Here is a 24,471-nt window from a genome sequence, read left to right on the forward strand (position 1 = left end):
GGGCGAGTGAGCTAGACAGGCGCCCAGCGGCCGCGGTTGCGGCGGAGCACCGTCAGTGAGCCGGTGAGCGCAACAAGTTCGACGGCGTCACGCATCATCGCTGCCGATTCGCGCGCCTGCTGGTTCTCACCGCTGTATTCGGTCGCCTCCACGAGGAAGCGGAGGTTCAGCTGCGGGACGCCGGCGGCAAGTTCGATCTGGTTGGATTCCACATGGTGACGGGTCTCCAACGCCTCGACAGCCGCTGCCATCACGGCTTCCGGCGGGTTGCCAGGCTTCAGTCCGGTGATTTTCAGGCGGGTCTGGAACGAAGGCATGCCTTCAACCCTATCCCGGCCGCCCGCTGGCCTGTCTGGTCCCGCCGCTGGTCCCGCTGCCGGTCCTGCTACTCCGGGCCGCCCTCCGGGACGGGCACTGACCAGCGCTCTTCGATATGGCCGAAACGCCACACGCCCAAGGCAAGGAGCCAGGTGAAGATGAACAGCGCCACCGTGGTGTATCCGACGGCTGCGAGGTCGAGTCCGCCGATCACAGCCAGCGGCCCGGACCGGATTCCGGCGCTGTCCACCAGGAGGGAAATCAGCTGCACGGAGCCGACGCCCAGCGCAACTGCCACGGACAGTCCGGTCACCACCACGTTGTAATAGATCCTGCGGACCGGTCTGGAAAGCGCCCAGCGGTAGGCGATAGTCATAAAGCAGCCGTCGAGCGAGTCCAGCAGGCTCATGCCCGCCGCGAAGAGAACCGGCAGCGTGAGGATCGCGTACCAGGGCAGGGCCGAAGCAGCGGCACCGGCGGCCAGGATCAGGAGGCTCACCTCCGTCGCGGTGTCGAACCCCAACCCGAACAGCAGCCCCACGCCATACATCTGCCGGGGCTTGGTGATCAGTCCCGTCAAGCGGCCGAAGAGCCGCGTCATCAGGCCACCGGCGGCAGGCTGGATTTCCAGGCCGGCGCCGTTGTCCTGGCTGGACCGCAGCCGCCGCGCCGACCGGAGCACCTCCAGGAGGATCACCAGGTTCAGGACACCGATGAGGTACAGAAAAACGCCCGAGACTGCCGTCCCGACGACCTGCAGGCCCGCCTCCGTTTCGCCCGAAACCACCCCGCCATGGTCCGACAGGCTCCGGATTCCGGCCGCCAGCAAAGCACACAGGCCAAAGACGATGCTCGAGTGGCCCAGGGAGAACCAGAAGCCCACCGTCATCGGCCTGTGCCTGTTGCCCGGGTGCCCATCACCCGCGAGTTTCCGCGTGGTGTTGTCGATGGCGGCGATGTGGTCGGCGTCGAACGCGTGGCGGAGCCCCAGCGTATAGGCGGCAACGCCGAGGCCAACGCCGAAAACGCCGGAGGAGCCCGGCGGAAGGTTTTCCGCTGCCACAACAGCCAGCAGCACGCCCCAGCCCACAGCATGCAGGAGCAACACAACGGCCGCCATTCCACCGATGGATGCCCGTTCCCGGCCGGTCAGCGCGTTCCCGGACCGTCCGGTCCTGGCCTGCGGCGGCGTGTTGCCTCCCGCTTCCGGTTGCTGCATTGTCGAGCCTCCGGCTTCCGCGTCATTGCAGAATAATGGGATGACTATACGCCCATAGCCGACGCATCCGCAGCTGTCAAATTGAATGGTTGCGTTTAACCCGGGACAAGCCTATCTTGACAGGGAGGGGGCACCACCATGCACGAACTCTCTATCGTACAAAGCCTCATTGACGCGGTACTGGACAGGACCGGCGGCAGGGCAGTCACGGGTGTCAACCTTCGGATCGGGCCGTTGTCAGGCGTGCTTCCAGACGCCCTCCGTTTCTGTTTTGATGTGGCTTCAGCGGGAACCACCTTGGCGGGGGCGAGGCTGAAGATTGACGAGCCGCAGGCCCGTGGGCATTGCCGCGAGTGCGGTGCCGACTTCGTGATGACCGACGTGTTCCTCCTGTGTCCCTGCGGCAGCGCCGACGTCGCAGTGGTCAGCGGGCGGGAACTCAACCTCGTTTCGGTGGAGGTGGCGTAGCGAAATGTGTGCAACGTGCGGCTGTGGCGATGAAGCCGCCCCCCGGGTGTACTCGTTGGAAGTGCCGGGGGCGCAGGCGTATGAGCATTCCCACGAACCTGGGCACGCGCACACGCATGACGGGCACACCCACAGCCACGACCATTCCCACGACCACGCGCACCCCCACCAGCATGACCACGACCACCCCCACGCCGACGCCGACGGTCACATGCACACCCCGGAACTCATCCCGCTGGAACAGAACCTGCTGGCCAAGAACGACCTCCTCGCGGAACGGAACCGCGGCTGGCTCGCCGGACGGAAGGTCCGGGCCCTGAACATGATGAGCTCCCCCGGCGCCGGCAAGACCACGCTCCTGGTGCGGACGCTCACGGAACTGGGCGACCGGCTGCAGGCCGGCGTCATTGAAGGGGACCAGGAAACCTCCCTCGACGCCGAGCGCATCCGCAAAGCCGGCCGGCCCGTGGTGCAGATCAACACAGGAGCGGGCTGCCACCTGGACGCCGATATGCTCCGCCGCGGACTCGACGCGCTCGATCCCCCGATGGGTTCCACGGTGTTTATCGAGAACGTGGGAAACCTCGTTTGCCCCGCCCTGTTTGATCTGGGCGAAGCAGCGAAAGTAGTAGTCGTCTCAGTGACGGAAGGTGATGACAAACCGCAGAAGTACCCGCACATGTTCATCGCAGCTGACCTGGTGATCATCAACAAGTCAGACCTGCTCCCCTACGTCGAGTTCGACGTCGACGAATGCGTTCGCCGCATCCGTCGCCTGAACGCGCACGCACAATTCCTGGTCCTCTCGGCCACTACCGGCGACGGCATTACCGCCTGGTACGACTGGCTGGACGGCCGCCCCTCCCGGACAGAGACCCTCGCAGGGTCTTTGTCAGGGCCTCCGGAAGAGTCCCTGACAGACGCACACTGAGCCCCCTCATGGGCTGCGGAAAGAGGCAACGATGCCTACCGAAACTTCCCTCAGAGCCGAAGAAACCCTGATTCACGTGCTCTGGATCAACGCAGGGCTGAGCTGCGACGGCGATTCCGTTGCCCTGACAGCGGCCACCCAGCCCAGCGTGGAGGAGATCGCGCTCGGCGCACTGCCCGGACTGCCCCGGATTGCCATGCACTGGCCCCTGATCGACTTTGAGTGCGGCCCCCAGGAAGGGGCGGACGACTTCCTGGAATGGTTCCGGAAAGCGGACCGCGGCGAGCTTGAACCGTTCGTCCTGGTGGTTGAGGGGTCCATCCCCAACGAGAAGCTCCACGATCCAGGCGGTTACTGGTGCGGGTTCGGCAACGACCTCGAGACCGGCCAGCCGATCACCACCAGCGAGTGGCTGGACCGCCTGGCACCCAAAGCCACGGCCATCATCGCCGCAGGCACTTGCGCAACGTACGGCGGCATCCATGCCATGGCGGGTAACCCCACCGGCGCCATGGGCGTCCCGGACTACCTCGGCTACGACTGGAAATCCAAGGCAGGCATCCCCATCGTCTGCGTGCCCGGCTGCCCCATCCAGCCAGACAATCTCTCCGAAACCATGACCTACCTCCTGTACCAGGCCACCGGCCAGGCCCCGATGATCCCGCTGGACGACGCGCTGCGGCCCACCTGGCTGTTCGGTAAGACAGTCCACGAGGGCTGCGACCGGGCCGGCTACTACGAGCAGGGCGATTTTGCCACCGAATACGGCTCCCCCAAGTGCATCGTCAAGCTTGGCTGCTGGGGCCCGGTGGTCAAGTGCAACGTACCCAAGCGTGGCTGGATGAACGGCATCGGCGGCTGCCCGAACGTGGGCGGCATCTGCATCGGCTGCACCATGCCGGGCTTCCCGGACAAGTTCATGCCGTTTATGGACGAGCCTCCCGGCGGCAAGCTCTCCACGAGCACCATCCGCCCGTACGGGGCCGCCATCAGGGCGTTGCGCGGCATCACCACCCACACGCTGGACCAGGAGCCCAAGTGGCGCCGGCCCGGACGCGAGCTCCTTACCGGCGCACAGCGCACCTGGTAACCATCCCATTCCAGACAGGTGAAGAACATGACCTCAACGATTCCAATGCCGTCCGGGAGCGGGACGGACAACAACAACCTGGTGGAGATGGCCTGGGATCCCATCACCAGAATTGTCGGCAGCCTGGGCATCTACACCAAGATCGATTTCGCGAACAAACAGGTGGTGGAGTGCAAGAGCACCTCCTCGATTTTCCGGGGCTACTCCATCTTCATGAAGGGCAAGGATCCGCGGGACGCCCACTTCATCACCAGCCGCATCTGCGGGATCTGCGGCGACAACCACGCCACCTGCTCCTGCTACGCGCAGAACATGGCCTACGGCGTGAAGCCGCCCAACCTGGGCGAATGGATCGTGAACCTCGGCGAGGCAGCCGAGTACATGTTCGACCACAACATCTTCCAGGAAAACCTGGTGGGCGTGGACTACTGCGAAAAGATGGTGTCCGAAACCAACCCCGGAGTCCTGGCCAAGGCGGAAAACACCCGGGCCCCCCATGAGGGCGAGCACGGCTACCGGACCATCGCGGACATCATGCGCTCGCTGAACCCCTTCACCGGGGAGTTCTACCGCGAGGCGCTGCAGGTCAGCCGCGCCACCCGCGAGATGTTCTGCCTGATGGAGGGGCGCCACGTGCACCCGTCCACGCTCTACCCGGGCGGCGTTGGCACGGTGGCTACCATCCAGCTCATGACTGACTACATCACCCGGCTCATGCGGTATGTGGAATTCATGAAAAAGGTGGTCCCCATGCATGACGACCTTTTCGATTTCTTCTATGAGGCCCTGCCCGGCTACGAACAGGTGGGGCTGCGCCGGACGCTGCTGGGCTGCTGGGGCTCCCTCCAGGACCCGGACTACTGCAACTTCGAATACAAGGACATGACCCAGTGGGGCCGGAAGATGTTCGTCACCCCGGGCGTGGTGGTGGACGGCAAACTTGTCACCACCGACCTGGTGCGGATCAACCTGGGCATCCGGATCATGCTGGGCTCCTCCTACTACGAGGACTGGGAAGACCAGGAGATGTTCGTGACCCACGATCCCCTGGGCAACCCGGTGGACCGCCGCCACCCCTGGAACCAGCACACCAACCCCAGGCCACAGAAGAGGGACCTGCAAGAGAAGTACAGCTGGGTCATGTCCCCGCGCTGGTTCGACGGCCAGGACAACCTGGCACTGGACACCGGCGGAGGACCCCTCGCACGGCTCTGGGCCACGGCGCTCGCCGGCCTGGTGGATATCGGCTACATCAAGGCGACCGGCAGGAGCGTCCAAATCAACCTCCCCAAGACGGCGCTCAAGGGCCCGGTGTCCTTCGAATGGAACATTCCGCAGTGGAGCAACACCCTGGAACGCAACAGGGCCCGCACCTACTTCCAGGCCTATGCGGCCGCGGCGGCGCTGCACTTCGCCGAAAAGGCCCTGGAGGAAATCCGTGCCGGACGGACCAAGACCTGGGAGACCTTCACGGTTCCGGACGAGGCCATCAGCTGCGGCTTCACCGAGGCCGTCCGCGGTGTCCTGTCGCACCACATGGTGATCCGCGACGGCAAGATCGCCAACTACCATCCGTATCCGCCCACCCCCTGGAACGCCAGCCCCACGGACTCGGCGGGGATCTCCGGACCCTACGAGGACGCGGTGCAGGGCCAACCGATCTTCGAAGAGAACGACCGCGAGCACTTCAAGGGCATCGACATCATGCGGACCGTCCGCAGCTTTGACCCGTGCCTTCCCTGCGGCGTCCATATGTACCTGGGCAACGGCCAGAGCCTGGACAAGCTGCACTCGCCCACCCAGATCCTTACCGGCGAGTAACAGGCCATGCCCGGCGGGGACCGGCCGCTGCAGACCGGCGAGCGGATAGGCACGCTCCTTGACGCCCTCGGAGCGGGCGGCGCGGTGGCCCGCGGCCGGGCGGAGGACCTGGTACGGCAAGTCACCGACATGTACGGCTCGGGGCTGGAACGGATCCTGGAGATCCTCGACGAACACGGAAAACTCGACGACGGAACCCTGGCCTCGCTGGCAGCGGACGAACTGGTGTCCGGCCTGCTGATCATCCACGGCCTCCATCCCGAATCGATGGAAACGCGGGTGGCCGGGGCACTGGACAGCGTCCGGCCGTACCTGGGCTCCCATGGCGGGGACGTGGAACTGCTGGACATCAGCCCGGAGGGCGTAGTGCGGTTGAAGCTGCTCGGCACCTGCCAGGGCTGCCCGTCGTCGTCCGTCACTTTGAAGTTCGCCGTCGAAGAGGCGATTGAAACGGCAGCCCCGGAAGTCACGGCCATCGAAGTGGTGGAAGCGGAAAAGCACGCCGCCACCCCTGCCTTCATCCCCGTGGACTCCCTGCTGGTCCGGATGACCCGCACGGACCCCAATACCAGCACAGGCAACGGCTGGCAGGACCAGCCGGACGGGTCGTGGGAGCCCGTCCCCGGCGTCGCCGACCTGGAACCCGGCGACGTGGCCGGGTTCCAGGTGGGCGGCTATTCGCTCTTGGCCTGCCGGACCGGGCAGGACGTCTACGCCTACCGGGACCACTGCCCGCGCTGCGACGGGTTTATGGCGGGCGCCGCCCTGCAGCGGGCTCTCGCCGCCCCTTCCGGGGGCGGCCTGCTGCGCTGCCCCACCTGCCGCGCACACTTCGATGTCCGCCAGGCCGGCTCCTGCCTTGAAGACCGCAGCCTGCACCTGGACCCGCTCCCGCTGCTGGTGCGGGGCGGCGTGATGTCCGTGGCCGTGCCGGTTGCGGCGGGGAAGGGCGGCTGACGTGGAGGCGCCCGGCCTGCCCATTGCGCTGTTGCGTCGGATCGCTGCCGCGCCGCCGGCCGCTCCCGCCGGCGAGCGCTGCGAAATGTGCGGGGAGCCCATCGCGGCCGAACACCAGCACGTGGTGGACCTGGACAGCCACGCCATGATGTGCGCGTGCCGGCCGTGCTACCTGCTCTTCACGGACAGCACCGCCCACCTCCGGTACCGGTCGGTGCCGGACCGGTACCTGTCGTTCCCCGATTTTGAACTTGGCCCCGGCCAGTGGGACGAGCTGGAGATACCCGTGGGACTGGCATTCTTCTTCCGCAGTTCCAGGATGGAGCGGACGGTTGCGTTCTATCCTGGCCCTGCCGGAGCCACTGAATCCGAGCTGCCCCTGGACGCGTGGGATGCCGTGCTGGCGCGGAATCCCGCCCTGTCCATTGCGGCACCGGACACCGAGGCGCTCCTGATCCGGGGACCCGGCGCCGACCGCACCCAGGCTGACTGCCATCTGGTCCCTGTGGATGCCTGCTATGAGCTGGTGGGGTACCTGCGGCGCGTGTGGCGGGGGTTCGACGGCGGCCAGGAGGCCCGCGACCAGCTCACCGCTTTCTTCGAAAAGGTCAGCAGCCGGAGCAGGCCGGTCCGCGAAGCCACCCGGGAATCAGCATCCGGAGGCCCGCAGTGATTGCGCTGGCATTCGAGGTCCTGGACATCCAGCCCGAGCCCTACGCGGCGGCACCCCAGCTCACCGCGAGGCTGCGGGTGACCGAGTCCACCGGTGCCGCTGTGCACGCCATCGCCCTGCGCTGCCAGGTCCGGATCCTGCCCCAGCGCCGCGGCTACACCCCCGGGGAAGAGGCTGGCCTGCTGGACCTTTTCGGCGAGCGCAGCCGGTGGCCCACCACGCTGAAGTCTTTCCTCTGGCTGCAGTGCAGCACCATGGTCCAGGGCTTCACCGGGGAAACCGAAGTGCGGCTCCCACTCTCGTGCACCTTTGACTTCGAGGTGTCCGCCGCCAAGTATCTGCAGTCCCTGCGTGACGGAATCATCCCGCTGGAACTGCTGTTTTCCGGCACGGTCTTTACCCGGGGTGAGGCAGGCTTCGGCGTGGAGCAGGTGCCCTGGGACCTCGAGGCCTCGTACCGGCTTCCCGTGGACGCTTGGCGCCGGCTGATGGACCAGTACTTTCCCAACACCGGCTGGCTCCGCCTGGACCGGGACGTGCTCGCCGCCCTGTCGCACTACAAGGCGGCCCGCGGCCTGACCTCGTGGGACGCCACCCTGGAGAGCCTGCTGGCGAACGCCGCGGCGGTGTCCCCGGCAGCGCTGTCCCCGGCCGCGCTGTCAGGAGACCCGCTGCCATGAACATGAGCCTGAGCCTGGCCCGCGCCGTGGCCGATGCCGTCCTGTACGAGGGCTACCTGCTCTACCCGTACCGCGCGTCCTCGCAGAAGAACCAGGCCCGGTGGCAGTTCGGCATCCTCGGTCCGCCTGGTGCGGCCGCTGCCGGTACCGGCGAGGAACCGGACATGTTCGCGGACTGCCTGCTCACCCCCGGCCCGCAGGCTGCCGTCGAAATCCACGTGCGCTTCCTGCAGCTCCAGAGCCGGTCCGCTGAGAAAATGGACGACGGCGGCGGGTTCACGGCGGTGGATGAGCTTACGGTCGGTGCCGCCCGCTGGCTGAGCTGGGACGAGGCAGTCGAAAGGGAAGTCACGCTGGGACCGTTCCCCCTGGCCGGGCTCAGCGGACAAGAGACGGTTCTGCCCGTGGAGGTTCCCGGCGGGGAGGACACCGAGGAACTCCGTGACGCCTCGGAGCGGCTCGCTGGGAGGCTGGTCCGCCGTCGTCGTCCGCTTCAGGGTGAGGTGAGGCTGGAAGCTGCGCCTGCCGGCGAGGCGCTGCTCAGGCTGCGCGTCGGCGTTGCTAATGGTGCTGCGAACACTGCGGCGGACCCTGCTACAAGCGCGGCGGCTGGCTGGACCCGGCCGGATGCCATCGCGGAATCCTTCATTGGCACGCACCTGCTCCTGAGCCTCCACGACGCGGACTTTGTCTCCCTGCTTGAGCCGCCACCGAACGCCCAGGCCGCGGCAGCCACGTGCAAACAGCACCGCTGCTGGCCCGTCCTGGCAGGGCCGGAAGGGCAGTCGGATGTGCTGCTGGTGTCCCCGATCATTCTCTACGACCACCCCGCAGTGGCGCCGGAAAGCTCGGTGGCGCTCTACGACTCCACGGAAATCGACGAAATCCTCACCCTGCGCGTGCTGACCCTCACCGAGGAGGAGAAGGCCGAAGCCCGCGCCACGGACCCACGGGCGGCGGCCATCATCGACCGGTGCGAGGCCATGTCCCCGGCCGAACTGCAGCAACTGCACGGCATCCTGCGCAATCCCCATGCCTTTGACGGCGCTGAATTGGATGTCACTGCCTTGGACGGTGACCCGGACAGCGCGGAACCCCCACCCGGACACAGCGGCGAGGAAGCGGCGTGGTGGACGCCAGAAGCCGAAGCCCTGGTCCAGCCGCATCTGGATGCCGTGCTGATCAAGGGGGTTCCGGTGGCCCGGGGCAGCAGGGTCAGGGTGAATCCGAGCAGGCGCGCCGATGCCCAGGACCTGTTCTTCGCCGGGCAAACGGGCCGCGTCACCAACGTCCACTTCGACGTTGACGGCAGCACCCATGTGGGTCTGGTCCTCGACCAGGACCCCGCCGCGGACCTCCACGAAGGCTACGGCCGGTCCTTCTACTACTCACCGGAAGAGCTCGAACCCCTGGGGCAGGATGGAAAGGAAAGCCCGCCATGAGAATCATAGGAATGGCCACCGTAGCGTTGCTGGCGGCGTTGGCACTCGGCGCCGTCTACGTGGGGATCCGGTCGGTCCCCGATGTACAGCGCTACCTGAAGGCACGGCGGATGTGAGCCCGGCATGACTGCGCTGGTGGCAGGCGTGGGCAACATGTTCCTGCGCGACGACGGCTTCGGCCCGGAAGTCGCCCGCCGGCTGGCCTCGGACGGAAACCTTCCGCCCGGCATCAAGGTGGCTGACTACGGCATCCGCGGCATGCACCTCGCGTACGATCTCCTGGCCGGAGTGGACATGCTGGTGCTTGTGGATGCCGTGCCGCCGGAGCACGGGACGGAACACGATGGTGCCCCCGGCAGCCTCCGTGTGCTCCGGATCCGCAGCGAGGATCTCGACGCCGGCGCCTCCCTGGACCCGCACGGCATGGACCCTGCCGCCGTCCTGGGCAAGCTCCGATCGCTGGGCGGCGAGGCCCCCGTGACCTACGTGGTGGGCTGCGTTCCGGCCGACGTCACCGAGGGCATCGGCCTGACACCGCCCGTGTCCGCCGCCATCCCGGGGGCGATGGCCGCCGTCGTCGATCTCCTCAGCCAGCACACCTCCCAGCCGACCCCCAAAAAGACCTAAGGCGGACCAACCATGTGCCTCGGAATCCCCGGCCAGGTCATCGGCCCGATCGATGGCTACGGCAACCAGCTCGCCCTGGTGGACGTGGCTGGCGTGCAGCGCAAGATCAACATCGGGCTCCTGGACGAAGGACCACTGCCCCCAGGCAGCTGGGTCCTGATCCACATGGGCTTCGCGCTCGAGCGGGTGGATGATGCAGGCGCCGAACGGGCGATGAGCGGCCTGGAACTGATGGGCCGGCCACGGCAACCCGGCGACGACGACATGCCGCCGCCGACTGACCACCAGCAAGATCAAGGAGAACACCATGACACCGATGAATCCGTCCGAACCAACTGACGAGGAGCCTCGTGAGGAGCCGGGAACTTCTCCCGGCACAGCTCGCGCGTGGGGCAGCAAGCCGCCCTTAGGGGAGCCCGCGCAACCGGGTTCTGATGAGACCCCAGAGGACGCGGCCATGGCGCCGGAAGGCGTGGGCGAGAGCACCACGAGGCGCGGCGAAGACGTAATCAAGGAGGAAGGCAAAGAGGCAGGCCGCGAAGATACCGGCACCGACGCGGGTCCGGTGAAGCGTCCCACCGGCGAATCCTCACCCCGCGACGCGACCGGCGTCGAACCTCCGGAGGACCCCGACACCGCGGCACCCCAAGCGCCCTAGGCCCGGGTACCAAGGCTGATGGTCGAGGTCCCAGTGCTTCATGGCTTAGCGCTCCACACTTTAGCGTTCGAGTCTTTATCGTTCGAGGGCGATGGCTGCGCCGCGATGCTCCACGCCACTGTTGGCGATCTTGAGGTGCCTGCCGGTGAAGAGCTTCAGCTGCTGCAGCTGGTGAGGCGTCAGCCGGTCACAGACCCAGTCCCAGTGGAGCGAGACGACATCACCTGCCGCGAGCCCGGCAATGAAGCCGGTTCCGTTCACGGCAAACTTCGCGGTCTCCACCACCGGTTCGCCGACGGCCAGGGATGTGCCGTCCCACGTCAGGGGACGTGACTTCACCACGGCTTCGTCGCCGGTTATTGCCAGGACCTCGCCCCACCGGATCCGGCAGCGGTCCAGGACGTTCAGCGCGGTGGCATACCGGCGCTCATCACGCAGCAGGCCCAGCCAGGGATAGATTTCGAAGACGTGGAAGCTGTGGTGCGGGACGCCGCCGGCCAGGACACCTTCCACGAGGTGCGGAAACTGCCGGCCGGTGCGTGCCCGGAACCGATCTTCCATCGAGTTGCCCATGGTGCTGATGCCCACGGTGTCCAGGAGGCTGTTCCCCACCCAGTAAGCCTCCACAACGCGGGCGTCGAGCGGATCGTGAATACCGTGGGCACCGGCAATCAGTTCCAGGTAGGGCCAGGCTCCGGCAAAGCCCTTCGCGAGTTCCCGCAGGCCCGGGTCGGTGACTCCGGACTGGCCGTAGTGAAGCAGGGCGTCACTGTCGGGAGGGCCGCAGCTGCCTCGGGAATTGGGCGGGTACGCGTACCGGACAAACAACTGGGCACCATCGACAACCATGGTATGGCCACTTTCTCCGAGGCTCTTTTGAACGTAGCACCGCAGCCGGTCCCGGACAAGGGCGGTTTGACCTCCGTGGCACCACAAAATCCGTTGACAACCTCCGCACGCGAGCGGATGCTGTGAAGACCGAAGCACAGGGGTCACACACATGGCAACCACTGATCTGAACCGCCGCGCCGCCCTTCAACTTCTGGTGGCGGGAGGCTCTGCAGCCCTGCTGGCCGGATGCGCCGGCACCCCCGGTTCCCCGCCGTCGTCGGGCCCTGCCACGAACGGTGGAAACGGCGGCAGTGGCGCGATCAGCGTCACCGACCAACGCGGCAAAACCCTCACCTTTGCCCGGCCGGTGACGCGGGTGGTGACCATCCCCATGCCGGCGGCGTCGCTGCTGGTGGCGGTGGACCGCACGGCGGACCACCTGGCCGCCATGCACAACGCCTCCTGGTTGGCCATGCGCGACGGCATCATGGGCACGATCTTTCCCAAAGCCCTGGAGCTGCCGCACGAGATTGCCACCCAGGATTTCACAGCCAACGTGGAGAGCGTGCGGGCCCTGGACCCGGACGTGGTGATCCAGTGGTCCGACGCGCAGCTCATCGACCCGCTGGAAAAGGCCGGCCTGAACGTCATCGGTCTGACCAACACCGGCAAGCAGGAGGATGTGGATGCCTGGGTGGCCATGTTCGCCACGATGCTGGGGAAGCCCGAACGCGCCGTCGATATTAAGGCCCGGAGCGACCTCGAACTCGCCGCCGTCAAGGACCTGGCGGCTGGCCGGAACTCCACCGGACCCAGCATCCTGTACTTCAACCGGTTCACCGGCGGCCTGAAGGTGGCCGCGGCCAACAGCTACAACGATTTCTACATCAAGCTGGTGGGCGGCACGAATCCCGCCACCGGGGTTGATCCGTTGAAGGGATCGGGGATGGTGGGCCTGGATGTGGAGCAGGTCCTGCGGTGGGATCCGGAGATCATCCTGTTAGGAAATTTCGACGGCGCCATGCCCCAGGACCTCTACTCGGATCCCGTCTGGCAGACCGTGTCCGCGGTCAAGAACCGGCGAGTGTACAAGGTGCCGCTGGGTGGATACCGGTGGGATCCCCCCGGGCAGGAATCACCGCTGATGTGGCACTGGCTCAGCGACATCGCGTTCCCCCAGCAGCGCTCCCTCCTCCGGAACAAGGTCACCGAGTACTTCGATTTCCTGTACAGCCACAAGCCCACGGCGGCGGAGCTGGACAAGGTCCTGTGGACCGCGGCCAACGCCGACTCCGACTACTACCGGCAGTTCAATGCTTCATGACGCCAGCGACGAACGGCTTGAGGCAAGCCGGGCCCGTGGGCCCGGTGGCCCGGACGCGGACACCGGCACCGCCGGGGGTGCTTACGACGCCGGCCGGGACGGGGACCGGCGGCGTGGGGAACTCGACGGAGGCGACCGGCGGCGGGGAGACCGCGACGGCGGTGGTGACCGGGACGGTGCCGGTGACGGGCGGCCTGGACCGTCGGCCCTGAAGCCCATCGCCATCAGCACCGTCTTCCTGGTTGCCGTAATTTTGGTTGCCCTCGCAGTAGGTCGCTACAACGTTCCGCTCTGGCACGTGGTGCAGATCCTGGTGGGGCAGGCCGTCCCGATCCCCTCCGAAGCCACCGCCACGGAAGGAAATGTAGTGCTGCTGGTCAGGCTCCCCCGCGTGCTGCTGGCGCTGCTGGTGGGCGGCGGACTGGCGATCGGCGGCGCCGCGCTGCAGGCCATCTTCCACAATCCGCTGGTCAGCCCTGACATCATCGGTGTTTCCGCTGGCGCGTCCTTCGGCGGCGCGCTGGCGATACTCCTGGGGCTGGGGACGTTCGCGCTGATCACCAGTTCCTTCGCTTTCGGACTGATTGCCCTGGCCATGCTGTTCCTCATCACCTCCGGGCGAGGAGGGACTCCCCTGCTGATGATCGTGCTGGGCGGCGTGGTCACGGGATCGTTCTTCTCCGCGCTGGTGGCCCTGGTCACCTACATCGCGGATCCCAACACCACCCTGCCGGCCATCGTGTTCTGGCTCCTGGGGAGCGTAGCCACGGCCACCTTCGGCAAGGTGGCCGTGGCGCTGATTCCCGTCGTCGGTGGCGCGCTGGTGCTCCTGGCCCTGCGGTGGCGCATCAACGTGCTCTCGCTGGGCGACGACGACGCCACCGCGCTGGGGATCCGGCCCCGTCCGCTGCGCTGGGTGGTGCTGGTCTCGGTGGCACTGATCGTGGCCGGGGCGGTGGCCGTCAGCGGCGCAGTCAGCTGGGTGGGCCTGGTGGTCCCGCATCTGGCCAGGATGTGGGTGGGTCCGGACCATCGGGTCCTGCTGCCGGTGTCCTTCCTCCTGGGCGGCGCCTACATCATGCTCGTGGACACCGTGGCGCGAACCGCGACGGCGGGCGAGATCCCGCTCGGCGTGCTGACGGCGCTGATCGGCGCGCCCGTGTTTTTTGTCCTGCTGCGCCGGAACCGGGACAGGATCTGGGAAAGTGCTTGAGCTCAACGGCGTGGGCTTCGGATACGGCCGGACGGACTGGGTCTTCCGGGACGTCAGCTTCCAGGTCCTCCCCGGAACCGCCACCGCCGTCCTGGGACCCAACGGCAGCGGCAAGACCACGCTGGTGCGCTGCGCCGCCGGCCTGCTGAACCCGGTAGAGGGAAGCGTTACACGGGCGGCCAGGGCGGGCTACGTCCCGCAGGCCCACGGCAGCACCTTCGCCTACCGGGCCCTGGACATGGTGCTGATGGGACGTGCCCGGCAGATCGGACTCTTCCGTTCGCCTGGTGCGGCTGACCGGGCTGCTTCCCTGGAGGCCATGGACAGGGTGGGCATCGCCGGCCTACGCAGCAGGTTCTTCCCCACACTCAGCGGGGGCGAGCAGCAGCTGGTCCTGATCGCCCGGGCCATCGCCGCCGGCTGCCCCGTCCTGGTGCTGGACGAGCCCGCCACCGGCCTGGACCTGAAGAACCAGGTCCGCGTCCTGCGGCTCCTGCGCGAACTGATGGCCGACGGCATGGCGGTGCTCCTCAGCACACACCACCCGGACCACGCCCTTTACCTCGCGGACCGGGCCGTCCTGCTCACTGCCAGCGGACCCCGCACCGGCGATGCCCTGAAGCTCCTGAGCGAGAAGGAACTCACGGCCCTTTACGGCGTGGGCGTCAGCACCATGGCCTACGCCGACGGGCGCAACACCCGCCGGACCGTAGTGGTGCACTACGGTGGCCGGTGAGCTGGCGCGGTTTGCGGAGTTGCGCGAGCTGGCAGCTAATGACGCCAAAAGGGACCGCAGAGGGTATTAGCTGCCTGTTCGCGTAGGGGTGCGAGAGTCGCGCGGGCGGGGGCGCGCAGGGGTGCGGGGGTCGCGCGGGCGGAGAACGTCCGGGGTTAGCCCGTGTTGCGCAGGCCGGCCGCTACGCCGTTGACGGTGATCAGCATGGCCCGCTGGAGGCGTTCGTCGATCTCGGCACCGCTGATGCTCCCGCCTTCGGCGCCCTGGGCGGCCCGCACGCGGCGGAGCAACTCCACCTGCAGGTAGCTGATGGGGTCCAGGTACTGGTCCCGGATCTCCAGGGAACGCTTGAGCGTCGGCTGGGCGTCCAGGAGCACGTTCTCGCCCGTAAGGTTCTGGATCTCGGTGACCGTGAGTTCGAACTCTTCACGGATGGCCCGGAAAATGTGGTGCAGGTCCTCGGGAACCAGGGTGGCCACGTAGTACCCGGCGATGTCCAGATCCGTCTTGGCCAGCGTCATCTCCACGTTGGAGACAACCGACCGGAAGAAATGCCAGTTCTCCATCATCTCCACCAGCTGCGGCGCGTTTCCGGCCTCGCGGGCAGCCTTCAGGCCCGAGCCCACACCGAACCAGCCCGGCACGATCTGCCGGGACTGCGTCCATCCGAACACCCAGGGGATGGCACGCAGGCCGCCGAGCCCCGCCCCGGAATCCGGGCGTTTGGACGGGCGGGAGCCGATGTTCAGCGAGCCCAGCTGCTCCACCGGAGTGGAGGCCAGGAAGTAGGCGGGCAGGTCAGGATGGTCGATCAGCTTCCGGTACCGGTCGAAGGCACCGTCGGAGATGATTTCCATAACGTGTCCGTACCGTTCGCGCTGGTCGTCCGACGTGCGCGGATCCCGGTGCAGGGCCGAGCCCTGAAGCACCGCCGCGAGGGACAGCTCCAGGTTTTCCCGGGCCAGCTCCGGCAGCGAGTACTTGTCCGAGATTACCTCGCCCTGTTCGGTGAACTTGATCTCGCCTTCCAGCACGCCATTGGGCTGGGCCATGATGGCGTCGTAGGTGGGTCCACCGCCGCGGCCCACGGAACCGCCGCGGCCGTGGAACAACCGGACGCGGACGCCATGCTTGGCCGCCACGTCGCGCAGGTTGCGCTGGGTCTTGTGGATCTCCCACTGGCTGGTCATCACACCGGATTCCTTATTGGAGTCCGAGTAGCCCAGCATGATTTCCTGGACGTCGCCGCGCAGCCGGACCAGGTCGCGGTAGGACGGAACGGACAGCAGCTGGTCCACGATCTCCGCGGAGGCACGCAGCTCCTCTACGGTCTCCAGCAGGGGCGCGAACCCGATCTTGGCGTAGGGAGTTTCGCCGAACAGGTTGATGAGGCCTGCCTCGCGGGCCAGGACGGCAGCGGCCAGGACGTCGTCCGCGCCGCGGGTCATGGAAATGATGTAGGTCTCGATGACGTCCGGCCCGTACGTGCGCAGGGCGCGGCGGATCTCCCGGAAGACGTCGTACGTGCCGTCAGCGACGCCGTCGAGCTTAATCGGGTGGCCGGACAGCGGCCGGCGTGAAGCCAGCTCCGAGCCCAGCACTTCAAAGCGTTCCCCACGGCTCAGTTCCGCGTAGCGGATGCCGGGGCCGCCCAGCCGGTCCATCAGCTGGCCAACGGCATCATGGTGGTGGTCGGCGTGTTCGCGGATGTCCAGGGTGGCCAGGTGCAGGCCAAAGGACGCGACGGCGCGGCGGACGCGGGCCAGCGCACCATCGGCAGCGAGCGACGCCGAGTGGTTGCGGAGGGACAGCTCCAACAGTTCGAGGTCGTTGAGGAGTTCCTCGGTGGAGCTGTAGTCACGGCCGTGCTCATGGGTGGAGTCGGCGGCAACCCGCTTGCCCGTGTTGATGAGCTTGGCCTTGATGCACGTGAGCTTGAGGCGGTAGGGCTCCTGGGCGTTGAGCACCAGGACGCGCCGGTCCAGGCCCGGCAGCTTCTTCAGGTCCACGTCGATGGAGTCCAGCAGGGTCTGGTCTGCGCCGGACAATGCGGTGGAGTTGGACAGGATGGAGATCAGCTCATCCATCATCGCGATGCTGATGCGGACGGCGTGCTGGTTCTGGATCTGCAGGATTTCCCTGGTGACCGCCGCCGTGACGTTGGGGTTGCCGTCCCTGTCGCCGCCGATCCAGGACCCAAACCGGATGGGTGCGTCCTGGGATGAAAGGCTGACGCCGTGCTCACCGAGCAGTTCCGAGAAATCCGAGAGCATCTCGGGCATGGCGTCCGTCAGGATGCCGCCGAGGTAATAGATCGCGTTGCGGGCCTCGTCCACCGGAGTGGGGCGTACCTGACGCAGTTCATCGGTCTGCCACATCTGGTCGATGACCTCCGAAAGCTGGCGATCCTGCCGGCGGCGCGCCGTGGTGCCTTCCTTCGTGGGCTCGGCCAGGACATCAGAGAGCTTGCGGATCTTGTCCAGCACGGAACGGCGCGAAGCCTCGGTGGGGTGGGCGGTGAAGATGGGGCGGACGTCCAGCCCGTTGACCACTTCCTGCAGGACTTCGGGCCCCGCCTGCGCGACGATTTCGGTGACGGCCTTGGCCAGCCACCCGTCCTTTTCCTGCCGTGTCCGCAGGCCGCGGACCCGGTGGACCTGCTCGGCCGCATTGGCCAGATGGAAGTAGAACGCGAACGCACGCACCAGGTCGGTGGCCTGCTCGATCGGCAGGGAGCCGAGCAGTTCGCGGACCTGTTCGACGACGTCGTGCGCGCTCCATGGGCCGGTGGCATCGGCACCGCCACGGGCGGCTTCCTTGGACTCCTTGGTGAGGAGGCGGACCTGCTCCACCAGATCCAGGAGTTCGGGGCCGTGCTGGCGGACCAGGGATTCACCCAGAAGGGTGGAGACGCGCCGGACGTCGGCCCTCAGTTCAGAGGCGAGGTCGGTTGCGGAATTCATTGCAGTGTTAGCCATGGAAACTGTCTTTCGAGGGTTTGGACTTGGCTCGTACACTGCGCTGGATACTGTGAGCCACGTTACTAGCTATCGATGCTACCCGCACGGGATGGCGAAGGCGGAATCCGTCTCACTTCATGTCACGCCATCCTCAGCGGGCCACCTTGAAGTTGAACTCGCCGGTCCCAAGCGCACCCCAGATCCGCAGCCAGAGGGGCATCATCATTTCCACGCCGCGGGCGGTGGTGATGTCGCCGAGGTCAAGCACGTCCGTGTGGCCCAGTGCCTGGAGGATTTCCGTCACTGCAGCCTTGGCCTGGGCATCATTGCCGGAAACAAAAACGGTGTGGTCGCCACCGGCCACGTGCCCGGGATCAACCATCACACTGTTGGTCATGGTGTTAAGTGTCTTGACCACCCGGGCTTCCGGAAAGGCACGCTGGATCTGTTCCCCCAGGCTGTCTGTATTCACCGGATTCAGTGACGGCGGGAACCCCCGGGAGAAATCGAGGGCGTTTGCGACGTCCATCACGATCTTCCCGGCCAGGTTCGCTGCACCGGCCGCGGCCAGCGCTTCGAGGGAGGCCCCGCCATTGGTGGCATTGACCACCAGTTCGCTGGCGGCGGCCGCATCGGCAAGCGTGGCGACGCCTATCTCCTGGTGGGATGCGTGCCACCGGGAAAACGGCGGGCCGCCGGTCGCACCCGGTTCGGTGCGTGCCAGCGTGGCCTGCGGATCACGGGTTCCAATCACCACATCGTGGCCAAGCCCGGACAAAGCCGCGGCGATGGCAGGCCCCACACTTCCGGTTCCAAGTACTGCAATCTTCATGATCACTCCAGTTCGGCTTGCGGTGGTCCATCACAGACGTTACTCGCCCACTGGAATGAACGCCGTGCCTGCGCGGTTGTAGCCGGGGAATCAAAACCCTTTTGGAGGAACCATGGACACCACCGCAGCCGCGCAGCTGGAACGCTGGCAGCGTTTCCGCACGAACCGGAACAAGGCCCTCGCCACCCGGCACGGCTGGCTGACCCTCACTTCCTTCCAGTGGCTGGAATCCCGGCCCGCCGGCGTCGACCTCGCCCCCGGTCTCTGGTCAACGGACGGCACGACGGCGACGCTCACCGTTGCGGCGCATGACCGCCTGACGCTGGTGGAAACCGGCGAGCCCGTGGACGGGACCCTTACGGCCTCCCTGGCCAACGAGGAATCGCTGATGTGGGTGCAGTTCGGCGGCGCGGACGGGCAGCAGGTAGTGGTGGAACTCGCCATGCGCGCTGACCGGTACGCCGTCCGGACCCGCGATTCCGGCTCGCCGGTCCTGACGGAGTTCGACGGCGTGCCTACCTTCGACTACAACCCGGACCTGGTAATTGAGGCTGCCTACGAGGCGTATCCGGAACCGGTGGCCATCCCGATCGGAACGGCCAATCCGCTGGTGGACGGCGTGCATTATTCGGTGGGCGAGCTGGTCTTCCGGCTGCCGGGGATCGACCATGAGTACCGGCTGCACGCAGAAGCGGAAAAACTGGGGGCGCTGACCATCACGTTCCATGACGGGACCAACGGGGAATCAACTGATGAGTGGCGGAAGGTCTCCACCCCCAGGCCGCGGGTTGATGCGACCGGGAAGGCCACCGTTGTCCTCGACTTCAACCGCGCCATCAACTACCCCAGCGCCTTCACCCCGTTCGGCACCTGCCCCATGCCCGTGAAGGGCAACAGCCTGGACGCGAAAATCGAAGCCGGCGAAAAGCAATCCGCGTTCGGTGATTGAACGCGAACGTGCAGGTAACCCCCTCAAGTTCAAGTTTTGAGGGGATTAGCTGCCAGTTCGCGCGAGTGCCGCCGGTCAGACGATCGCCGAGACTCCGGTGACCGCCCGGCCCACAATGAGCGTGTTGATTTCGAACGAGCCCTCGTAGGTGTAGATGGCCTCGGCGTCGGCGAAGATCTTGGCCATCCGGTAGTCGGTCACGATGCCGTTGCCGCCCAGGATGGACCGGCCCAGCGCCACGGTCTCGCGCATCCGGGCGCTGGTGTAGGACTTGGCGAGAGCCACCTGCGGCATATCGGCAGCGCCGTCGTCCTGCAGTTGGGCAATACGCGCCATCATGGCCATGCTGGCTACGGCGTTGCCGAGCATGGTGACCAGCTGCTGCTGGATGAGCTGGAATTTCGCCAGCGGCCGGCCGAACTGGTGGCGTTCGACGGCGTACTGCCGGGCGACGTCGAACGCCGCCAGCTGCTGCCCCACGGCCTGCCACGCCACCATGATCCGCGAGCCGCGCAGGAGCTGGTTGGTGTCCTCGAAACTGCTGATGCCGGCGAATCGATCGGCCTCGGCGACCCGGACATCCGTAAACACAATGTCCGCGTTCTGCACGGTCCGGAGCGCAATCTTGTTCTCGATCCGGCTCCGGCCCACACCCGGCAAGGAAGCATCAACAATGAACCCGCGGACGGCACCATGCCCGTCGGCGGCCACAGCCTCGTCCCTGGCCCACACCAGCATGTAGTCGCAGAACGTCCCGTTTCCGATCCAGCGCTTGGCGCCGTTAAGCACCCACGAGTCGCCGTCGTCGTCGGGCTCTCCCGTAGCGTTGGAGATGCGCCGGGCACTCGTTTCCATCCCACCGGCGACGTCGGAACCGTGGCCGGGTTCGGTGAGCGCGAAGGCGCCCGTGATGCGCAGGCTTGAGGCGTCGCTGAGCAGCCGCTCCTTCTGGTCAGCTGAGCCGAAACCGTAGAGCGACTCCACAAACAGGTCGTGGTGGACCAGGAAGAAGGTGGCGATCGACGTGTCAACGCGCGTCATCTCGGCGATGACCAGTCCGGCGAAGAGGTTGCTGTAGCCGCGCTGTGCCGGCGTGCTCAGCTCCAGCGCGGCGAGCTTGGGCAGGATCTGCGCCGGGAACTCCGCCTTGTTCCACCAGTCCGACGCGTAGGGGGCGATCTCCGTGGCCAGGAACTCCCGCAGCTCGGCCAGCTTGGCCCGCTCCTTCGAGCTGAGCAAGGACTCGAACGCGAAAAAATCGGCGGTGGGCAGCTCGTTCATTTCGGGCCCATCCGGATGGCACCATCGAGCCGGATGGTTTCGCCGTTGATCATCGCATTCTCCACAATGTGGGCCACCAGATTGGCGTATTCGGCGGGCCTGCCCAGGCGGGACGGGTGCGGGACCTGCTGGCCCAGCGAATCCTGCGCGTCCCGCGGGAGGGTTGCCATCATGGGTGTTTCGAAGATGCCCGGGGCAATGGTCACCACGCGCACCAGCGAGCGGGCCAGCTCACGGGCCAGTGGCAGCGTCATGGCGGCGACGGCGCCCTTGGATGCGGCGTAGGCCGGCTGGCCGATCTGCCCGTCGAAGGCAGCCACGGAGGCGGTGTTGATAATGACGCCGCGCTCGGGGCCGCCCAGCTCGGTGCTCACAGGTTCCGTTGAAACCATCGCAGCGGCCGCCAGGCGCAGCACGTTGAAGGTCCCGATCAGGTTGACCTGGATGACGCGGTTGAATGTGTCCAGCGGGAGGACCCCGTCCCGGCCCAGGACTTTGCCCGGCGTGGCGACGCCGGCGCAGTTCACAACAATCCGGAGCGGCCCCATCGCCACAGCGGTGTCGACGGCGGCCTGCACCTCAGCCTCGTTGGTGACGTCCGCGGGGACAAAGGCCGCTCGTGCCCCCGCACCGCCGGCGGCGTTCAGCGCGGCGGCGTTGAGCTCGGCGGCGTAGGCCGCACCGGCAGAGGACGGCAGGTCGATCAGCACCACCAAGGCGCCGGCGTCGAACAGTCGCTTCGCTGTGGCAGCCCCCAGCCCGGAGGCCCCACCCGTAATCAGCGCGACACTACCCAAGACGTCCATACATCCTCCTTGATGCGGTTCCAACGCCAAGTGACCGGCGAGGAACATTAGTTAGTGAATGTTAACTGAAATTCGGGCGGACTGCACCCGCTAGGCTAAACGGATGACCATGCCGGATACCGAACCCGCCAACTGGCAGGACCGGGCCAACGTGGCGGCCCGCTCCGTCACCGGACTCTTCGGCCGGCGGCTGCTGTTCCTGCCGGGAACCCACCTCGCTGCCGTTCAATGGCCGTCGAAACACCTGAAGAACCTCTTCCACCCCTGGCACTACTGGTGGCAGGCGCACTATGTGGACTGCCTGGTGGATGCCGGGCGCCGCGAACTGGGCAACGGAGGCACCCCCGCGGCAAGGTTCAACGGTCCACACCACCCCAGCGCCGGCAAGCTCGTGTCCAGGCTCGTCACGGGCATCCGGCTGCGCAACGCCTTCACCTTCGTAAACAACTACTACGACGACATGGCCTGGCTGGCGCTGGCAACGCACCGCCTGCAGCGCCTTGCCGAGGAGACGCGCAAACCCGGCCGCCGCCGCAACGCGAGGATGCACAAGACCCTCACCCTGCAGTTCGATTCCGCCTCCACCGATGACCTGGGCGGCGGCACCTTCTGGAGCAAAAAGCGCGACTTCAAGAACACTCCGGCCACCGCCCCCGTGGCGCTCTACTACGCCCGGACAGGCCAGCAAGCCAAGGCGCAGCGGCTGGTGGACTGGCTCAATGCCGTGCTGTTTGACGAAGCCCAAGGCCTCTATGTTGACGGGGCGCGGCTCAACGCGGCCGGCGAAGTGATGGTGGAGCACACCATCTACACCTACAACCAAGGGCCCGTGCTGGGAGCCCTGCTGGGGCTGGGCGGCGAGGCCAATCTCGCGAGGGCCGCGGCACTTGTGGACGCGGTCACCAACCAGCTCACCGTACCGGGGCAGCGCATCCTCCGCTGCGATGGAACGGGCGACGGCGGACTCTTCACCGGGATTCTCTGCCGGTACCTGGCACTCGCCGCCGTGGATGCCCGGCTTCCGGAGTCCGCCCGGAACACTGCGAAGGAGCTCGTGACAGCTACTGCCGAAGCCTTCTGGGCGGGCCGCCGGCCGGCCGCCCAGAAGGCTTCGGCGGGCAACCGCAGCGTCGTCTTTTCCATCCACGCGGCACAACCGGCGGATTCCACCTACCCGCCCGGTGCCGCCGTCGAACTGTCCACCCAGCTGCAGGCCTGGATGACCCTCGAAGCCGTCGCGGGCCTGAACCAGCCGCAGCTCACCGCGGCAGGCCCGGCCGGACCCGGACCGGGGCGGGCTGGGCGACCACCAGGACGGCAGTGACGGCTCCGGCCGCCATGACGGCCGCCAGCACCACGATCTGGAAACGCCCTGCCTCCAAGGGTGAAATCCCGCCGAAAATCGTCCCCACAAACGCTCCGGGCAGAGTGACCAGGCCCGTGGTTTTCGTCTGGTCGGTGGCCGGAAGCGTGGCGGTGATTCCCGCTGCCATCGAACCTCCCACGAGGGCGAGGTGCGGCCAGTTGCACCGCTCCCCCTGAGGATCGCGAGCGCGGGAGAAAACCCGGACGGCACCTGGAATGCCAGAAGCACGGACTGTGAGCATCACCAACAGACCGACTCCCGCCAGTGTCGGCAGGAAATCAGCGGGCTCAGGCATGAGGCCAGCATAGCCACCGGGTCTGCCCGTCATGTTTCGCCGATTAGCTCACAAAAAGTTTGCAGAATTCGCGAAGCTGGGTAATCTACCTTTTTAGGCAAGCCTAACCTTGGCGGCCACGAGCCGAGGTGTCCAACCCCAATGACAGCAAACTACCTGATTGGCCTGCGCGAAGGCCTCGAGGCGACCCTGATCGTAGTCCTGCTGATGGCGTACCTGGTGAAGAGCGACCGTAAGCACCTCCTGCCGCGGATGTGGGCGGGCGTCGGTTTCGCCGTCGCCCTATCCTGCGCTTTCGGCGCACTGCTCACCTACGGCCCGCGCGGCCTGACGTTCGAAGCCCAGGAGGCCATCGGCGGCAGCCTGTCGGTGCTGGCCGTAGGGCTTGTCACGTGGATGGTGTTCTGGATGGCCAGGACGGCCCGGACTCTTGGCAGTGACCTCCGCTCGCGCGTGGACCTGCAATCCGGGGGAACCGCGTGGGGGCTCGCAGTTGTTGCGGCCGTCGCCGTGGGCCGCGAAGGCCTCGAGACTGCACTGTTCCTGTGGGCGGCGGCGCAGTCCTCCGGCTCCTCGACATCGCCCCTGCTCGGGGCGTTGCTGGGGCTTGCCACAGCGGCAGTCCTGGGCTACCTGCTCCACAGGGGAGCCCTGAAGGTCAATCTCGGAATGTTCTTCACCTGGAGCGGGGCGGCCCTGATCGTTATCGCCAGCGGCGTCCTGGCCTACGCCGTCCACGATTTCCAGGAAGCAGGCATCCTCCCCGGCCTGCATAGCCTGGCCTTCGACGTCTCGGCTGCCGTGCCGCCGTCGTCCTGGTACGGCACCCTGCTCAAGGGAACACTGAACTTCTCCCCCGCCACCACCTGGTTTGAAGCCGCCGCATGGCTGCTCTACGTTCCGCCAGTTATGTACCTCTATTTCCGTTCCAACCGGGGCGCCCACACGGTCACCGCGGACCTCGCCACGGCCGCCGCAACAGTCTCCTAACTCC

At 66.7% G+C, this 24,471-nt stretch carries 25 protein-coding genes and 1 pseudogene; 18 read left to right on the plus strand and 8 right to left on the minus strand.

Annotated elements, in window-relative coordinates; all coding sequences use genetic code 11:
* Window positions 1–11 precede the first annotated feature (11 nt).
* Both AC50YA_RS12130 and AC50YA_RS12135 read right to left on the minus strand, forming a co-directional pair.
* A complete protein-coding gene (locus AC50YA_RS12130; RefSeq protein WP_494982522.1) occupies window positions 12–317 on the minus strand; it encodes a hypothetical protein in 306 nt (101 codons plus the stop codon).
* Between the two features lie 68 nt (window positions 318–385).
* Complete coding sequence (locus AC50YA_RS12135) at window positions 386–1,537, minus strand: HoxN/HupN/NixA family nickel/cobalt transporter (protein ID WP_494982523.1); 1,152 nt, start codon at window positions 1,535–1,537, stop codon at window positions 386–388.
* 138 nt (window positions 1,538–1,675) lie between these two features.
* Here AC50YA_RS12135 and AC50YA_RS12140 point away from each other — a divergent pair, with 138 nt between their 5' ends.
* From AC50YA_RS12140 to AC50YA_RS12195, 12 genes are all read left to right on the plus strand, one after another.
* On the plus strand, window positions 1,676–2,005 hold the full coding sequence (locus AC50YA_RS12140; RefSeq protein WP_494982524.1) for a hydrogenase maturation nickel metallochaperone HypA/HybF: 330 nt from the start codon (window positions 1,676–1,678) through the stop codon (window positions 2,003–2,005).
* A 46-nt stretch (window positions 2,006–2,051) separates the two neighbouring features.
* A complete protein-coding gene (gene hypB / locus AC50YA_RS12145) occupies window positions 2,052–2,936 on the plus strand; it encodes a hydrogenase nickel incorporation protein HypB (protein WP_494982525.1) in 885 nt (294 codons plus the stop codon).
* Window positions 2,937–2,967: 31 nt separating this feature from the next.
* On the plus strand, window positions 2,968–4,026 hold the full coding sequence (locus AC50YA_RS12150; RefSeq protein ID WP_160677615.1) for an NADH-quinone oxidoreductase subunit B family protein: 1,059 nt from the start codon (window positions 2,968–2,970) through the stop codon (window positions 4,024–4,026).
* Window positions 4,027–4,053: 27 nt separating this feature from the next.
* Entirely contained in the window at window positions 4,054–5,847 is a 1,794-nt protein-coding gene (locus tag AC50YA_RS12155) for a nickel-dependent hydrogenase large subunit (RefSeq protein ID WP_494982526.1), read from the plus strand.
* Between the two features lie 6 nt (window positions 5,848–5,853).
* Window positions 5,854–6,804: a NifU family protein gene (locus tag AC50YA_RS12160; protein WP_494982527.1), complete on the plus strand. Its 951-nt coding sequence runs from the start codon at window positions 5,854–5,856 to the stop codon at window positions 6,802–6,804.
* Window position 6,805: 1 nt separating this feature from the next.
* Entirely contained in the window at window positions 6,806–7,477 is a 672-nt protein-coding gene (locus AC50YA_RS12165; protein ID WP_494982528.1) for a DUF5947 family protein, read from the plus strand.
* Window positions 7,474–8,157, plus strand: coding sequence for a DUF6084 family protein (locus AC50YA_RS12170; RefSeq protein WP_494982529.1), 684 nt, complete (start codon window positions 7,474–7,476; stop codon window positions 8,155–8,157). Before AC50YA_RS12165 ends, AC50YA_RS12170 begins: the two co-directional genes overlap by 4 nt.
* Window positions 8,154–9,599 (plus strand): hypothetical protein, encoded by a 1,446-nt coding sequence (locus AC50YA_RS12175; RefSeq protein ID WP_494982530.1) that lies wholly within the window; start codon window positions 8,154–8,156, stop codon window positions 9,597–9,599. Before AC50YA_RS12170 ends, AC50YA_RS12175 begins: the two co-directional genes overlap by 4 nt.
* Window positions 9,596–9,715 carry a DUF6893 family small protein gene (locus AC50YA_RS12180; RefSeq protein WP_371875982.1) on the plus strand — a complete coding sequence of 40 codons (120 nt, stop codon included), beginning with the start codon at window positions 9,596–9,598 and terminating at the stop codon, window positions 9,713–9,715. Before AC50YA_RS12175 ends, AC50YA_RS12180 begins: the two co-directional genes overlap by 4 nt.
* Before the next feature lie 7 nt (window positions 9,716–9,722).
* The gene (locus AC50YA_RS12185; RefSeq protein ID WP_494982531.1) at window positions 9,723–10,226 is read left to right on the plus strand and encodes a hydrogenase maturation protease; all 504 of its coding nucleotides are present in this window, start codon (window positions 9,723–9,725) and stop codon (window positions 10,224–10,226) included.
* 12 nt (window positions 10,227–10,238) lie between these two features.
* Window positions 10,239–10,565: a HypC/HybG/HupF family hydrogenase formation chaperone gene (locus AC50YA_RS12190; RefSeq protein ID WP_494982532.1), complete on the plus strand. Its 327-nt coding sequence runs from the start codon at window positions 10,239–10,241 to the stop codon at window positions 10,563–10,565.
* 118 nt (window positions 10,566–10,683) lie between these two features.
* Window positions 10,684–10,884 carry a hypothetical protein gene (locus AC50YA_RS12195; protein ID WP_494982533.1) on the plus strand — a complete coding sequence of 67 codons (201 nt, stop codon included), beginning with the start codon at window positions 10,684–10,686 and terminating at the stop codon, window positions 10,882–10,884.
* 75 nt (window positions 10,885–10,959) lie between these two features.
* On the opposite strand, the gene AC50YA_RS12200 is transcribed toward AC50YA_RS12195, so the two are convergent.
* Entirely contained in the window at window positions 10,960–11,733 is a 774-nt protein-coding gene (locus tag AC50YA_RS12200) for a DUF6390 family protein (RefSeq protein WP_494982534.1), read from the minus strand.
* A 151-nt stretch (window positions 11,734–11,884) separates the two neighbouring features.
* Here AC50YA_RS12200 and AC50YA_RS12205 point away from each other — a divergent pair, with 151 nt between their 5' ends.
* Genes AC50YA_RS12205 through AC50YA_RS12215 form a run of 3 tightly spaced genes read left to right on the plus strand, consistent with a single transcriptional unit; the run spans window position 11,885 to window position 14,988 of the window.
* The gene (locus AC50YA_RS12205; protein WP_494982535.1) at window positions 11,885–13,039 is read left to right on the plus strand and encodes an ABC transporter substrate-binding protein; all 1,155 of its coding nucleotides are present in this window, start codon (window positions 11,885–11,887) and stop codon (window positions 13,037–13,039) included.
* Window positions 13,029–14,252: a FecCD family ABC transporter permease gene (locus tag AC50YA_RS12210; protein WP_494982536.1), complete on the plus strand. Its 1,224-nt coding sequence runs from the start codon at window positions 13,029–13,031 to the stop codon at window positions 14,250–14,252. The genes AC50YA_RS12205 and AC50YA_RS12210 overlap by 11 nt, the downstream gene beginning before the upstream one ends.
* On the plus strand, window positions 14,245–14,988 hold the full coding sequence (locus tag AC50YA_RS12215) for an ABC transporter ATP-binding protein (protein WP_494982537.1): 744 nt from the start codon (window positions 14,245–14,247) through the stop codon (window positions 14,986–14,988). Before AC50YA_RS12210 ends, AC50YA_RS12215 begins: the two co-directional genes overlap by 8 nt.
* 155 nt (window positions 14,989–15,143) lie before the next feature.
* Here AC50YA_RS12215 and ppc read toward each other — a convergent pair whose 3' ends face one another.
* On the minus strand, window positions 15,144–17,966 hold the full coding sequence (ppc, locus tag AC50YA_RS12220) for a phosphoenolpyruvate carboxylase (protein WP_494982538.1): 2,823 nt from the start codon (window positions 17,964–17,966) through the stop codon (window positions 15,144–15,146).
* Between the two features lie 133 nt (window positions 17,967–18,099).
* Window positions 18,100–18,780: an NADPH-dependent F420 reductase gene (locus AC50YA_RS12225; RefSeq protein WP_494982539.1), complete on the minus strand. Its 681-nt coding sequence runs from the start codon at window positions 18,778–18,780 to the stop codon at window positions 18,100–18,102.
* 112 nt (window positions 18,781–18,892) lie between these two features.
* Here AC50YA_RS12225 and AC50YA_RS12230 point away from each other — a divergent pair, with 112 nt between their 5' ends.
* The gene (locus AC50YA_RS12230; protein ID WP_494982540.1) at window positions 18,893–19,729 is read left to right on the plus strand and encodes a DUF1684 domain-containing protein; all 837 of its coding nucleotides are present in this window, start codon (window positions 18,893–18,895) and stop codon (window positions 19,727–19,729) included.
* Between the two features lie 75 nt (window positions 19,730–19,804).
* Here the strand turns inward: AC50YA_RS12230 and AC50YA_RS12235 are convergent, their stop codons facing one another.
* Together AC50YA_RS12235 and AC50YA_RS12240 are read right to left on the minus strand one after the other, a co-directional pair.
* Complete coding sequence (locus AC50YA_RS12235; RefSeq protein ID WP_494982541.1) at window positions 19,805–21,010, minus strand: acyl-CoA dehydrogenase family protein; 1,206 nt, start codon at window positions 21,008–21,010, stop codon at window positions 19,805–19,807.
* A complete protein-coding gene (locus tag AC50YA_RS12240; protein WP_494982542.1) occupies window positions 21,007–21,816 on the minus strand; it encodes an SDR family NAD(P)-dependent oxidoreductase in 810 nt (269 codons plus the stop codon). The genes AC50YA_RS12235 and AC50YA_RS12240 overlap by 4 nt, the downstream gene beginning before the upstream one ends.
* Window positions 21,817–21,919: 103 nt before the next feature.
* Here AC50YA_RS12240 and AC50YA_RS12245 point away from each other — a divergent pair, with 103 nt between their 5' ends.
* Window positions 21,920–23,140, plus strand: a complete 1,221-nt coding sequence (locus AC50YA_RS12245) for a glycoside hydrolase family 76 protein (RefSeq protein WP_494982543.1) — start codon at window positions 21,920–21,922, stop codon at window positions 23,138–23,140.
* Here the strand turns inward: AC50YA_RS12245 and AC50YA_RS12250 are convergent.
* Window positions 23,076–23,282 (minus strand): annotated as a pseudogene (locus AC50YA_RS12250) (ABC transporter permease); the annotation flags it as partial. The gene AC50YA_RS12245 and the pseudogene AC50YA_RS12250 sit on opposite strands and share 65 nt — an antisense overlap.
* Before the next feature lie 336 nt (window positions 23,283–23,618).
* Here AC50YA_RS12250 and efeU point away from each other — a divergent pair.
* The gene (efeU, locus tag AC50YA_RS12255) at window positions 23,619–24,467 is read left to right on the plus strand and encodes an iron uptake transporter permease EfeU (RefSeq protein WP_494982544.1); all 849 of its coding nucleotides are present in this window, start codon (window positions 23,619–23,621) and stop codon (window positions 24,465–24,467) included.
* Window positions 24,468–24,471 lie beyond the last annotated feature (4 nt).

The sequence above is a fragment of the Pseudarthrobacter sp. RHLT3-21 genome, from assembly GCF_059383495.1.